Origin of the sequence: Dechloromonas sp. HYN0024 (genome assembly GCF_003441615.1) — a bacterium.
GTDB lineage: Bacteria > Pseudomonadota > Gammaproteobacteria > Burkholderiales > Rhodocyclaceae > Azonexus.
This window is the reverse complement of the sequence record NZ_CP031842.1, coordinates 1,415,412-1,429,148: the sequence shown is the minus strand read 5'-3', so window position 1 is coordinate 1,429,148 and position 13,737 is coordinate 1,415,412. Positions and strand designations below refer to the sequence as shown.

Below are 13,737 nucleotides of genomic sequence, written 5' to 3'. Positions count from 1 at the left end.
CAAGCCCCGTGCCCGCGTCACATCAGAATCAAGCCAATACTGAAGGGCGGACCGACCGGCGACGATCCCGTCTGCCACGTTGTTTCCGTCAGCAGCCGGGCACCGCCAGCTTACCCCTTCACACGCTCCATCTGCCACGGTGCCAGGCCAATCTGGGTGAGCACCGTACCTTCGTCACCATTCCACCACAGCGCCACCCAGGCAGCACCGTCGGCATCGATGCGCTCGATGTCACAGATGGCACCGACCATATCCCGGAACATCTCGAGATCGTCCTCGTCAAGGTCGGCATCGGTAGTGACTTCAAGTACGCGGACCTTGTCACCCAGACTGACGCTCTGGCCCTTGCAATCGATGGTACTCGGCTTCATGACGAACTCCGTTGGGGTTGGGCTGGCGTTCTCGGCCATGTCGCAAAGTCGACGCTGGCCATGGGTTTCACCCTCCCTCTGCAACGGGCGTGCCAAGTCCGCAAGCATGCCGCCCGGATCGCCGTCGGTCGGTCCGGGCGGTGTTGCTTAGTGGCTGCTACCTGCCGACGCGGCCAACGATGGCGCCGGAACGGCCTTGTTGATGCGGGCAGTGAACCAGAAGACACATCCGTCTCCGGGCGAACTGATGACATCGATCTCGCCACCCATCAGACCAACCAGGCGCTTGCAGATACTCAAACCCAGACCCGTACCGCCGAACTTGCGCGTGGTCGAGTTATCGGCCTGCTCGAACGGACTGAAAAGACGCTCCCGGTCTTCCGGATTGAAGCCAATCCCGTTGTCTTCCACCTCAAAACGCAGCAACAGGCTGTGCTCGTCTTCGGCGCCGACGCCCAGGCGGATGTTGATATCGCCACGATGCGAGAACTTGATGGCATTGCCGACCAGATTGATCAGGATCTGACCCAAGCGCAAGGGATCTCCCTGCAATGCGCGCAGGGCCAAGGTCGGCGATATATCAACCAGCAGATTCAAGCCCTTCTCCGATGCCCTCTGGTCGAACAGCGACACGACATTATCCAGCACACTATTCAGCGCAAACGGGACGGATTCGAGCGTCATTCGGTCGGCCTCGATTTTTGACAAATCGAGAATTTCATTAAGGATAGCCAACAGACGATTGGCCGATATCTTGGCTTTTTCCAGCTGATCCAGGCTCTTTTCATCGACAATCCGACGCTGCAACAAATTCAGCATGCCCAGAATGCCGTTCATCGGCGTGCGCAATTCGTGGCTCATATTGGCCAGAAAGGCGCTCTTCGCCCGGTTGGCTGACTCTGCCAGTTCCTTGGCGACCACCAGGGCTGCAGTACGCTCTTCGACCAGCAACTCCAGATGATTACGGTGTCGATCCAGTTCGTCTTCGGCTTGCTTGCGACGGGTAATGTCATGACCAATACCCAATACCCCGATCAGCCGCGCATCGGCATCACGGATCGCCACCTTGGTGGTTTCAAGTATTTCGCGATGGCCGTCTGAAGCGAAAGGCACTTCTTCTTCATTAACCGCAGGACAATTTTTTTCGATGGCAATCCGGTCATTTTTTCTGAACAAATCGGCCAGATCCTTACTGACGAAATCGTAATCCGTCTTGCCGACGATCTCCGCTTCACGGGCACCAAAAAACAATTCGAACCGGCGATTGCAACTGAGATAAACCCCTTCACCATCCTTGAGCCAAATAAGATCGGGTAACGAGTCGATGACCAGGCGCAGACGCAACTCACTCTCAGCCAATGCCACTTCTGCCGCTAGTCGCGCATCGCTATCAGCCGCCGCCAGACGCATCTGGATGGTGTGGAGGAAGGTGTAGGAGAGCAGTTTTCCGCTATGCGCCACCATGGTGAATTTCTCATGCGGCGACGTTGAAAACAGCATGGAAAGGTCAGACAGAAAGAGCAAGGCACACATCCACGAGATGCCTTCGTAGAGGGGATGTGCCTTTCGTTGCCGGTAGAAAGCGACAACAAGCCAGGCCAACAGCAGCAAAAGCGGGGCCTGAGTTGGCCGCTGAATCCCCAGAATGCCGGTATCCACGTATTTCGGCAGGGACCAGGCCACCAACAACAGGGACACCATAAGCAGCGCCATGATCCCGGCAAACAGTGTCGGCCTGAAAGCAATCCGGCCCTTGAGCAGCAACCAGGGATAAACCAGTCCGATTGGCAGAATGTAGGCGGAGGGTGGCCAGGTGGCTGGCCGTAAGGTTTTAGCCGACTCACTGACCCACTGCATGGGCCCTGACCACTCGATACCAACCAGCGCATGAAGAATTTCGGCAAAGGCGGCATAAGCGAAACAGATCGCCAGCGCCTGACGGACAGCAGCCGGCATGCGGCTCTGCTTGGCGAGCAGGAAGGCCGCCAGAAGGAGGGACAAAATCCCGTTTACGGCATCGAGTTCAAGGTGCAGATGTTCGTAGATATCGGCACCGGAACCCAGCAACCCGACAGCGATCAGCGCATAAGCCGCGAGAAAGCCTGTCGCCAGACGCATTATCCGTTGTGGTTGTGGGCTATGCACAGGGCTCCCTTGAAACCCTTGCATCGTCCAACACTTGATGCGCAGGCAATTTGAGTCGCGAACGAACCTGGAACACGAGGCAGCATATTTAACATAAATATGAAACCAGTGCGACACTAACCCGTGCCCCGACACCTCACCGGATCAGTCGGGATTTCATCTCCACAAGTGCCCTGCCAGCGGACGCTTGTACCTTATGGATAGCCGCATAGGTGAGGTCTGCGTGTACGGTGGCCGGCGCATCAAATGCTTCTGCCCGGCATTTTCTGGTGGTAAACGATCAAACGGGTGGCGCTGACTGGCTGATCGAAGAAACCCGGAAATCGGCAATACCGACCACCCCGCTTTCTTCGTAGCTATCGACCGCATGCAGACGTTCGCCTTCGCACATGGCGCTGACCGAAGCGCCGGTTTGCGGTGTGTAGACGATGCCGTGCATGGAGCAGCGCAGGTAGCGCCCGCTCTGGTCAAAGATCTGCTTCTCTTCGCAATCGAGACGGCGCGGCATATGCACGCAACGGTTGAGATAGGCGAATATCCGGCCATCAAAGCGCAGGACGAGACATTCTTCCTCTTTCGCCTCGAACACCAGGAGCAGTTTGCGATACTGGCCGTTGGCCAGTTCCTGGCTAGTGCAGACGGGGAACTTAGGGGCCATGCGGTCCATCGCCCTCACCCCTTTTTCAAACACCCCGCCAGCGCCGAATCCATGGTGGACAGATGGGTGGCGAACCAGGCCGGGAGGTTGCGGACGTAATCACGAGCCAGTCCAAGGCGGCCGGCTGCCACCCCACGGGCAAAGAAAGCCAGTTCGCCAAGCACCCGCAGGTGCTCGCTGTTGTGTTCGCCGGTCGCCGGGAAGCGGCACGCCTTCATGAGCTTGTTTTCGTCGTCAAAATGCTGGCGAGTATGCTCAATCAGACGAACAAAAAGCCCCGGAAACGCCTCGTCGGACGCCACCAGCAAGGCATACGACAACTCGACGAACTCCCGGTGGGTGTCATCCATTTCGGCGACACCCAGAGCGTGACGGGCCGCATCCCAGGCCATCAGATTGCCCCGTGCGTTTCGCGCTTGGCGTTGTTGGTGGTCTTCAGCGCCTCTTCCACGCTCTGCTCGGCATACTTGAACTTGTAGCTCTTGAGGGCGCCATACACTGTCGCCACCTTGTCAGCGGCGCTCTGCCCCTTGAAATCCCCCTTGTCGAGCGCCACCAGATCGCACAGCTCGGTCCACACCATGCCCTGGACCAACGGGATAAAGGCGATGCTGGCACCATTGGCCGTCGTCACGAAGCCTTTGGGAATATTGACGGTAAAGAAGACCGCAATGGTCCCGGCATTGAAATCGGCACCGAATTTTTCGACGACCAGCGGGAACTGCTGCAATTCGTCGAGTGAACCGGAAATCAACCGGAGACCACCGGCATCGCCGAGCAGGACAGCCTGTTTGAGGACTTCCGTCGGCGGCTTGCGGCGGCCGTTGGCATCGGCCACTTCGCCTTCCTCGAGGATCAGTTCGCCGCGATAGGCGACGAGCGCCCCGGTGCTGGCGGATTCCTTGAAATTGGCGTTAAAGAAAAGGGGTTCGTAACGATCGAGCGACATGTTTCTTCCTTGGTGGATTGAGTAATTTCAGGCAGCGATGGCCGCACCGATCAGATCGAAGACATCCGCTTCGATCAGTTCGAGCTTCTGTTTCTTGCAGAAGCGGCGCTCCTTGTCGGTCGGGTTCTGGATCAGCACCCAGCCAGCCGGCTCAGCAGCGGCGTAGATAACGTCAGACATCACCATGCGTTCGGTGTCGCGGTTGAGGCGCAGGCCCATCAGCAGGTATTGCTTGCCCTTGCGCAGTTCCTTCACCTCGGGCGGAATCGAGAAACCACCCATCAGTTCGGTGATGAAATCGACGTAATCGGCGTCGGAAGCGATGTAGTTGGCTTCCGGCCTGGGCGTCCCCATCGGCTTGTAGAGAATGGGGATACCCGGATTGATCACTGTCGTCTTCTGATAAGCCGTGCCATCCCAGAAATACAGCTTGTAGCGGAAGTCGGTGCCGCCGAGGCGGGCGATGCCGACGATCAGGTTGTGCGGCACATCGGCGTAAGAATCCTGCAACTGGGTATCGCGGTTGATGTCGATCACGTAATGCGGGGCAATCGCCTTGATCCAGTCATGCACGGCGCCCCGCGTCCAAGCCGTCTCGCCGTAGGTACGATTGAGGAACTTGGTGACAGCGCTACGCCCGCGCTTGAGTTCGACGTTCATCGCGGCACGGGGAAATTCGTACATCAGCTTGGGGGCCATCGGCTTGCCATCGTTCATGGCATAGATCAGTGAATTGCTGTCGGCCGGAATGGGTGCTCCGGTCGCTGCATTTTTCACATCCGCCAGCACACCGGGGCCAAGGTAGGGAACGATGCTGCCATCCTTGAGGCCGGCCAGCAGTTTTTCGCGCAGTTCTGGAGTCATTTTGTTTGCTCTGTAAGGGGATGTAGCCCTTTACAGCAAATTCCACGCCCGATTCCCGGTCCTTATTGGGTGCGGCTTTCCGGCCGAAGCATCGGTCGATTGTCGGGTTTGTGACAGGGCATCCAGGGGGCCGCCCGACAATTTTCCGACCGCGCCACCCGCACCGACATTACGTGACGATATTCACGAAGCACCGAAAAAAGCTGCCAAAACCATTCATTTTTGAACGCTGGCCTAGGCCCAAAGCGATAGAATAGTTACTGATTTTATATTTTTACCGTTTCTAATAGATGGCGACGCCATGAAGTCGATCGACATATTTCCGTGGGATGACAATTTCGATACGGGTTTGCCCAAAGTCGACGAACAGCACCGCCAGTTAGTAAGGATGCTCAACGAACTGGCCGGGCATATTGCCTTCAAGGACGATGTTGACCGCCTGGATAAACTGTTTGAACAACTGGCTGACTACACGGTTTATCACTTCGGTTACGAAGAGGGCATCTGGCATACGTATCTGGCAGACGATCCCTACGAACACGAGCACCGCAAGAGTCATGAGGCTTTCATCGACGAGGTTGCCCGGCTGCGTAGCTCGCTCACGACCCGACCATTAACGGAGGTCGCTGACGAAGCACTGTCATTTCTGGCCCGCTGGCTGGCATCACACATCCTTGAATTCGACCGGAACATGGCTTACACCGTGCTGGCCATTCAAGCCGGTTTGTCGCCTGATGCAGCCAAGCAACAGGCCAAGGAGCAGATGGGTGGAACAACGCGTGCCCTGATCGACATCATTCTGTCGATCTACGCCACCCTGTCGAACAATACCCTGCGCTTGATGCGCGAACTATCCGAGCATCGACAGGCAGAAAACGAGCTTTTTCAGGCAAAGGCCGCGCTGGAAAAATCCGAAAAACTCCTGGAAACCATCGTCGACACAGCGCCGATGCGTATCTTCTGGAAAGACCGCGACCTCAACTACTTGGGGTGCAATTCCATATTTGCCCGGGATGCCGGAAAAGACACCCCCGATCAGCTGATCGGTCAGAACGACTACCAGATGTGTTGGGCGGCGCAGGCCGACCTGTATCGCGCCGATGACGAGGCGGTCATTTCATCGACCATTCCCAAGCTGAATTATGAAGAGCCACAGACTACGCCTGATGGCCAAACACTTTGGGCACGCTCGTCGAAAGTGCCGCTACGCGACAGCAACAATGAAGTCATTGGCATACTTGGCATCTACGACGACATCACCGCGCAAAAAAGCAGCACGGTTGCCCTGCAGCAAAGCGAGGAAAGGTTTCACTCTCTCTACTCGGCGATGACAGAAGGGGTTGCCTTACATGAGCTAGTTTTTGATAACGAGGGCACGCCCGTCGATTACCGCTTGCTCGACGTCAATCCGGCCTACGAATCGATTCTTGGCCTGACCAGGGAATCTGTCATTGGGCGACTGGCCAGTGAAATTTATGGCGAAGCCGCATTTCTTGAAGAATTCAGTTCGGTTGCGCAGACCGGCAAGCCGCTCAGGTTTGAACCGCCCTACGAGCCGATGGGCAAGACATTTGCCATCTCGGTCTTTTCGCCGGGGAAAAATCAGTTCGCCAGCATTTTCCGGGATGTGACAGAACAAGCCAGGGCTCAGCTTGCCCTGCGCGACAGCGAAGAAAAGCTCAGGCAGGCGCTGCATGCAGAAAAACAGGCCACAGAAGAACAACGACGGCTCAATCGGGCCTTGCGCCTGCTGAGCCAATGCAACCTGACCCTGCTGCGCGATGCCAGCGAGACAGACCTGTTGAACGACATCTGTCGGTTGATCGTCGAAAACGGCGGCTACCTGATGGCCTGGGTCGGATACGCTGAAAATGACAGTAAAAAGACCGTCCGCGCCGTCGCCCAATCAGGCTATGAAGATGGCTATCTGGAAAATTTGAATGTCTCCTGGGACAGCAACACCGTGACCGGTCAAGGCCCGACCGGCCTGGCCATTTGTACCGGGGAAACCCAGATAAACCAGAATGTCCTGACCAACCCGCGGATGGAACCGTGGCGTATTGCCGCCGTTCAGCGTGGTTATCGCGCCTCTATCGCACTGCCCCTGGGTCGAGACAATGCGGTCTTTGGCTCTCTCACCGTTTATGCGGCTGAACCCGATGCCTTTGGTGCCGAAGAGGTTGCCTTGCTGGAAGAATTGGCCCTGAACCTGAATTTTGGCATTCAGGTACACCGTACTCGCCTGCAGCGCGAAGCGGCCATCGCGGCCAATCAAGCGAAGAGTTCGTTTATCGCCAACATGTCGCACGAAATCCGTACCCCGCTCAATGCCATCAGCGGCATGGTTCATTTGCTCAAACGATCAGGCGTCACGCCCGAACAAGAAGACAAGCTGTCCAAAATTGACACGGCGGGACAACACCTTCTGCAAATCGTCAATTCGGTACTCGACCTGTCCAAAATCGAGGCCGACAAACTCGTCCTGGAAGAAAAGCCGATCCATATTACGACGCTGCTCACCAATGCCGCATCAATGATCAGTGAGAAAGCCAAGGCAAAGAACCTGACGCTGGTCGTTAAGGCGCTCCCCGAGAACATTGCGCTGCAGGGGGATGAAACGAGACTGCAGCAAGCGCTGCTGAATTATTTATCGAACGCGGTGAAATTCACGCAGGCTGGCGAGATCGAAGTATCTTGCGCCGTCATTGAGAAGCGGGTCGATGACGTCAAGATTCGTATTCAGGTCAGAGATACCGGTATCGGCATCGAGCCCGACGTGCTGCCCAGGCTGTTTTCTGCCTTTGAGCAGGCCGACAATTCAACGACCCGGAAGTACGGCGGGACCGGTTTGGGTCTGGCCATCACCAAGGAAATCGCCCGTCTGATGCAGGGCGAAGCCGGTGTCGATAGCACGCCCGGCCGTGGTAGTACGTTCTGGCTGACGGCACGATTGAAGTGTTCGCCGGTCATCGACGAGAAAGAGCCGGCCGTGCCTTCGGCGCAGATCGAGGCGGCATTGATCGATAAATTTTCTGGTCGAACGGTTTTGCTGGTTGAAGATGAACCGATCAATCAGGAAATCGCCCGAATGTATCTGGAATGCGTTGATTTGAAGGTCGATTCGGCCGGCGACGGGGTCGACGCCATTGCCATGTCAAAGGCCAAAACCTACGACCTGATTCTGATGGACATGCAGATGCCGCGCATGGACGGGCTGGAAGCTACCCGGCAAATCCGGCAGCTGGCCAACTATGCCCATACGCCAATCATCGCCATGACCGCCAATGCCTTCGTCGATGATCAGCAGCATTGCATGGAGGCCGGCATGTCGGACTTCATCGCCAAGCCGGTCAGCCCGGACATTCTCTTTGCCACCCTGCTCAGGAACCTGCAGGATTCAACGACGTGAGATGACGGCTTAACAACCGGACAGAGCGCGAACTCCGCCGCTTTGACGTCGATTGCCGGCCGATCCATGGCTGGACGAACCCCCTGCCATCATCACATGGTCGACAACGTCACCTCGACGACACCGCCAATGACCAGGAATTCGTCCTCGCCCTGCAGCACGCCGGGGAGCAGGCCGCAGTGAAAGAAGATTTTGGTCAGGGGAATATCGACCGCCAGAATATAGTCGCCAAACTCACAGGCACGTTCGCGGCTGCAGGTGAATGAATTGAGGTTGTTGAGGAGGACGACATGCTGGCCACCTTCCCCCTTCTTCAGCACTTCGTGATCAGCCAGGCGATTGACCCCCCGATAGAGCGTGACATGTCGCGCCCCCGGATGACGCTCGGCCAATTCGAACTGGCAGAAGGTATATAGCAGGTCGAACTGGGCTTCGAGGGCATTGGTCCCGTAGAGACCATGCGACCGCATTTCCTGATAGCGCCGGTAGCCGTCGCCCGCCGGATCGCGCAGCGGCTGGCCGTGATAGCGTGGCATCAGGCCGAAGCGTGACTCGACCCACCCCTTGAGTACGGCCCCCTCGCGGCTGTCTGAATCAAAACTCCAGCCGCGCACCATGCGAATGTAGTTGGCCTTGGCCCGGCTTTTTTTGTGGCTGCCCGGTTCGCCGCTCAAGCCGATCTCCTCGGGCCGTTCCAGCCGGAAATGCACGGTCAGGTAATCGCGAAATACCTCGCCCCTCGCCTCCGGCCTGGCCGCTGCCAGACGCCGGAAGAGATCAGCATGCAGTTCGGCCACACCGTCGATCAGGAGTGGACTGGGATAGTGCTGATAGGTGAGGCCACCGAGCACCACCGCCGGCAGGTTGCAGCGATTGATCGGCAGACGGGCGTCGCGAGGCAGTGTCGCCTTGTGCGTTGCCCCGTCGGGAAGCCCATGGTGACCTCGCACATTGTCGTCACCCCTACAAAGCGTGGGGGAATTGTCGGAAGCATACACCCCGACAGACGCCGGCTCATTTTCAGGTTTCATTGAATAATCAATCGATTACGGTCTGCCAGTCGACCTGGCACGCTACGTGCAGAAGGTGAGGTGCGACTCTCAATGAATCCTTCGCAAATCGACTGACAGACTAAGGAGATTACACCATGGCAAAACTCCGTCAATGCGCCATCTACGGCAAAGGCGGTATCGGCAAGTCAACCACCACCCAGAATCTGGTGGCGGCACTGGCCGAATCCGGCAAGAAAGTTATGATTGTTGGCTGCGACCCGAAAGCCGACTCGACCCGCCTGATCCTGCACAGCAAGGCTCAGACCACGGTTATGCACCTGGCGGCTGAAGCCGGTTCGGTGGAAGACCTCGAACTCGAAGACGTCCTGTCGGTCGGTTTCGGCGGCATCAAGTGCGTTGAATCCGGTGGCCCGGAACCCGGTGTCGGCTGTGCCGGCCGCGGCGTCATCACCGCCATCAACTTCCTCGAAGAAGAAGGCGCCTATGACGAAGATCTCGACTTCGTCTTCTACGACGTGCTCGGCGACGTGGTCTGTGGTGGCTTCGCAATGCCGATCCGCGAAAACAAGGCGCAGGAAATCTACATCGTCTGTTCCGGCGAAATGATGGCCATGTACGCTGCCAACAACATCTCCAAGGGTATCGTGAAGTATGCGAACTCCGGTGGTGTGCGTCTGGCCGGCCTGATCTGCAACAGCCGCAACACTGACCGCGAAGACGAGCTGATCATGGCCCTGGCCTCCCGCCTCGGCACCACCATGATCCACTTCGTGCCGCGTGACAACGCTGTGCAGCACGCTGAAATCCGCCGCATGACCATGGTCGAATACGATCCGAAGCACAAGCAGGCCGACGAATATCGCCAGCTCGCCAGCAAGATCGTCAATAACACCAACTTCGTCATCCCGACCCCGATCGAGATGGAAGAGCTGGAAGACCTGCTCATGGAGTTCGGCATCATGGAAGCGGAAGACGAGTCCATCGTCGGCAAGACCGCCGCCGACCTGGCCGCCTAAGCAAGACCCCGCAAGCTACGGCGGGGGCCTTGTCCCCCGCCACTTTCAACCAGCACGTCGGCCACAGATTGGTGGCGGCGTCAGGAGGAAAACATGACGACTCTGTCTCGCGAAGAAACCGAAGCCCTCATTGCCGAGGTGCTTGAGGTTTATCCGGAAAAAGCCCAGAAGGACCGCGCCAAGCATCTCGCGGTCAATGACCAATCTGTTGAACAATCGAAGAAGTGCATCACCTCCAACCGCAAGTCCCTGCCCGGTGTCATGACCATTCGTGGTTGCGCCTACGCCGGCTCCAAGGGTGTGGTCTGGGGTCCGATCAAGGACATGATCCACATTTCGCACGGCCCTGTCGGCTGCGGCCAGTATTCCCGCGCCGGGCGTCGTAACTACTACGTCGGTACGACCGGCGTCGACACCTTCGGCACGATGAACTTCACCTCTGACTTTCAGGAGAAGGACATCGTTTTCGGCGGCGACAAGAAGCTGGCCAAGCTGATCGACGAAGTCGAACTGCTCTTCCCGCTGCACAAGGGTATCTCGGTCCAGTCCGAATGCCCGATCGGCCTCATCGGCGACGACATCGAGTCGGTCTCCAAGAAGGCTGCTGCCGTCATCGACAAGCCGGTCGTCCCGGTTCGTTGCGAAGGCTTCCGCGGCGTTTCCCAGTCCCTCGGCCACCACATCGCCAACGACGCGATCCGTGACTGGGTGCTCGACAAGCGCGATGGCGCCGCCTTCGAATCGACCCCCTACGATGTCGCCATCATCGGCGACTACAACATCGGTGGCGACGCCTGGGCGACCCGTATCCTCCTCGAGGAAATGGGCCTGCGCGTGGTTGCCCAGTGGTCGGGCGACGGCACCATTGCGGAAATGATGAACACCCCGAAGGTCAAGCTGAACCTGCTGCACTGCTACCGTTCGATGAACTACATCTCGCGTCACATGGAAGAGAAGTACGGCATTCCTTACCTGGAATACAACTTCTTCGGCCCGACCAAGATCATCGAGTCGCTGCGCAAGATCGCCGCCTTCTTCGACGATTCCGTCAAGGAAAAGACCGAAGCCGTGATCGCCCGCTACCAGCCGATGATGGACGAGATCGTCGCCAAGTACAAACCGCGTCTGCAGGGCAAGAAGGTCATGCTCTACGTCGGCGGCCTGCGTCCGCGTCACGTCATCGGCGCCTACGAAGACCTCGGCATGGAAGTCATCGGCACCGGCTACGAATTCGGCCACAACGACGACTACGACCGGACCATCAAAGAGATGGGTGATGCCACCCTGCTCTACGACGACGTCACCGGTTTCGAGCTGGAAGAGTTCGTCAAGCGCCTGAAGCCCGACATGGTCGGCTCCGGCATCAAGGAAAAGTACATCTTCCAGAAGATGGGCATTCCGCTCCGCCAGATGCACTCCTGGGACTACTCGGGCCCCTACCACGGTTACGACGGTTTCGCGATCTTCGCCCGTGACATGGATATCGCCCTGTCCAACCCGACTTTCAAGAACCTGACCCCCCCGTGGAAGAAGGTTGAAGCTGAAGAAGTCAAGAAGGCCGCCTAAGTTTCAGGAATTGGGATAAAGCAGCGGCGGCGGGTGATTGCGGACTTCGTGTCCTTCACCCGCCCCGCCGCCGGAAGCCCTGATCATCAACCTTTCGCCGGGCACCGCAGATGAGCGGTCCGGGCAAGGAGATAGCAATGCAAACCGCTGACAACATCAAGCCGTGCTACCCGCTGTTTCGTGACGACGACTACAAGAAGAATCTTGCAGAAAAGCGCGAACAGTTCGAAGAAGGTCATGGCCCCGCCAAAGTCTGGGAAACCTTCATGTGGACGACCACACAGGAATACCAGGAACTCAACTTCAAGCGCGAAGCCCTGACGGTTGATCCCGCCAAGGCCTGCCAGCCGCTCGGTGCCGTCCTCTGCGCCTCCGGCTTCCACAAGACCCTGCCCTACGTGCATGGTTCGCAAGGCTGCGTCGCCTACTTCCGCACCTACTTCAACCGTCATTTCAAGGAACCGTGCTCCTGCGTGTCCGACTCGATGACCGAAGATGCCGCCGTATTCGGCGGGCAGAAGAACATGCATGACGGTCTGGCCAACGCCAAGGCCATCTACAAGCCGGACATGATCGCCGTGTCGACGACCTGCATGGCCGAAGTTATCGGTGACGACCTCAACGCCTTCATCAACAACTCGAAGAAGGACGGCCACATCCCCCAGGATTACCCGGTCCCCTTCGCCCACACGCCGTCCTTCGTCGGTTCGCACACCACCGGCTGGGACAACATGCTCGAAGGCATCATCCGCTCCTTCACGCTGAACAGCATGGACGGCAAGAAAGTCGGCTCGAACGGCAAGATCAACATCATTCCCGGCTTCGAGACCTACCTCGGCAACTACCGTGTCATCAAGCGCATGCTGGGTGAAATGGGCGTCGATTACACCATGCTCTCCGACCCGTCGGAAGTCTTCGACACCCCGGCTGACGGCGAATTCCGCATGTACTCCGGCGGCACGACGATGGATGAGGTCAAGGATGCACCGAACGCCATCACCACCGTCCTGCTGCAGCCGGCCCAGCTGGAGAAGTCGAAGAAATTCATCGAGAACACCTGGAGCCACGACGTTCCCAAGCTCAACATCCCGATGGGTGTCGAATGGACCGACGAGTTCCTGATGAAGGTTTCCGAGATCACCGGCAAGCCGATTCCCGCCTCGCTCGAACTGGAACGCGGCCGCTGCATGGACCTCGTCTCCGACAGTCACGCCTGGCTGCACGGCAAGAAGTTCGCCATCTACGGCGATCCGGATTTCGTCATGGGCGTTGTCAAGATGCTCCTCGAAGTTGGCGCCGAGCCGACCCATATCCTCTCCCACAACGCCAACAAGCGCTGGGGCAAGGCCATGGAAAAGCTGCTCGCTTCCAGCCCGTTCGGGGTCAATGGCAAGGTCTATGTCGGCAATGACCTGTGGCACATGCGCAGCCTGTGCTTCACGGACAAGCCGGACTTCCTGATCGGCAACTCCTACGGCAAGTACATCCAGCGCGACACCCGCCACAAGGGTGAAGAGTTTGAAGTACCGCTGATCCGCCTCGGCTTCCCGATCTTCGACCGCCACCACATGCATCGCGCCACCACCATGGGCTACGAAGGCATGATGTCGGTGATCACCCAGCTGACCAACGCCGTCCTTGAGCAACTCGACAAGGAAACCATCGGCATGGGCACCACCGACTTCAACTTCGACCTGGTTCGCTAATCGACATCACCGGCGGGGCCTCGGCTCCGCCGGTTCTGAG

11 protein-coding genes are annotated in these 13,737 nt (G+C 57.8%); 4 read left to right on the top strand and 7 right to left on the bottom strand.

Annotation, left to right across the window (positions count from 1 at the left end):
* Positions 1–110: 110 nt before the first annotated feature.
* The 6 genes from HYN24_RS06750 to HYN24_RS06725 form a co-directional block, all read right to left on the bottom strand.
* The gene (locus HYN24_RS06750) at positions 111–371 is read right to left on the bottom strand and encodes a hypothetical protein (protein WP_162888627.1); all 261 of its coding nucleotides are present in this window, start codon (positions 369–371) and stop codon (positions 111–113) included.
* 147 nt (positions 372–518) lie between these two features.
* Entirely contained in the window at positions 519–2,489 is a 1,971-nt protein-coding gene (locus tag HYN24_RS06745; protein ID WP_162888626.1) for an ATP-binding protein, read from the bottom strand.
* A gap of 307 nt (positions 2,490–2,796) precedes the next feature.
* On the bottom strand, positions 2,797–3,174 hold the full coding sequence (locus HYN24_RS06740) for a Rieske 2Fe-2S domain-containing protein (protein WP_240327751.1): 378 nt from the start codon (positions 3,172–3,174) through the stop codon (positions 2,797–2,799).
* 14 nt (positions 3,175–3,188) lie between these two features.
* A complete protein-coding gene (locus tag HYN24_RS06735; protein WP_117608529.1) occupies positions 3,189–3,566 on the bottom strand; it encodes a bacteriohemerythrin in 378 nt (125 codons plus the stop codon).
* Positions 3,566–4,123: a hypothetical protein gene (locus HYN24_RS06730; RefSeq protein WP_117608528.1), complete on the bottom strand. Its 558-nt coding sequence runs from the start codon at positions 4,121–4,123 to the stop codon at positions 3,566–3,568. The genes HYN24_RS06735 and HYN24_RS06730 overlap by 1 nt, the downstream gene beginning before the upstream one ends.
* A 27-nt stretch (positions 4,124–4,150) precedes the next feature.
* A complete protein-coding gene (locus tag HYN24_RS06725) occupies positions 4,151–4,987 on the bottom strand; it encodes an SIR2 family protein (RefSeq protein ID WP_117608527.1) in 837 nt (278 codons plus the stop codon).
* Positions 4,988–5,288: 301 nt separating this feature from the next.
* On the opposite strand from HYN24_RS06725, the gene HYN24_RS06720 reads away from it, so the two are divergent.
* Entirely contained in the window at positions 5,289–8,396 is a 3,108-nt protein-coding gene (locus HYN24_RS06720) for a bacteriohemerythrin (RefSeq protein WP_117608526.1), read from the top strand.
* Positions 8,397–8,488: 92 nt separating this feature from the next.
* On the opposite strand, the gene HYN24_RS06715 is transcribed toward HYN24_RS06720, so the two are convergent.
* Complete coding sequence (locus HYN24_RS06715) at positions 8,489–9,427, bottom strand: NAD(+)--dinitrogen-reductase ADP-D-ribosyltransferase (protein WP_117608525.1); 939 nt, start codon at positions 9,425–9,427, stop codon at positions 8,489–8,491.
* Between the two features lie 116 nt (positions 9,428–9,543).
* Between HYN24_RS06715 and nifH the strand changes: the two genes are divergently transcribed.
* The 3 genes from nifH (at position 9,544) to nifK (ending at position 13,697) form a co-directional block, all read left to right on the top strand.
* Positions 9,544–10,425: a nitrogenase iron protein gene (gene nifH, locus HYN24_RS06710; RefSeq protein WP_117608524.1), complete on the top strand. Its 882-nt coding sequence runs from the start codon at positions 9,544–9,546 to the stop codon at positions 10,423–10,425.
* A 93-nt stretch (positions 10,426–10,518) separates the two neighbouring features.
* Complete coding sequence (gene nifD, locus HYN24_RS06705; protein ID WP_117608523.1) at positions 10,519–11,991, top strand: nitrogenase molybdenum-iron protein alpha chain; 1,473 nt, start codon at positions 10,519–10,521, stop codon at positions 11,989–11,991.
* A gap of 137 nt (positions 11,992–12,128) precedes the next feature.
* Positions 12,129–13,697 carry a nitrogenase molybdenum-iron protein subunit beta gene (gene nifK / locus HYN24_RS06700; protein WP_117610238.1) on the top strand — a complete coding sequence of 523 codons (1,569 nt, stop codon included), beginning with the start codon at positions 12,129–12,131 and terminating at the stop codon, positions 13,695–13,697.
* Positions 13,698–13,737: the final 40 nt, after the last annotated feature.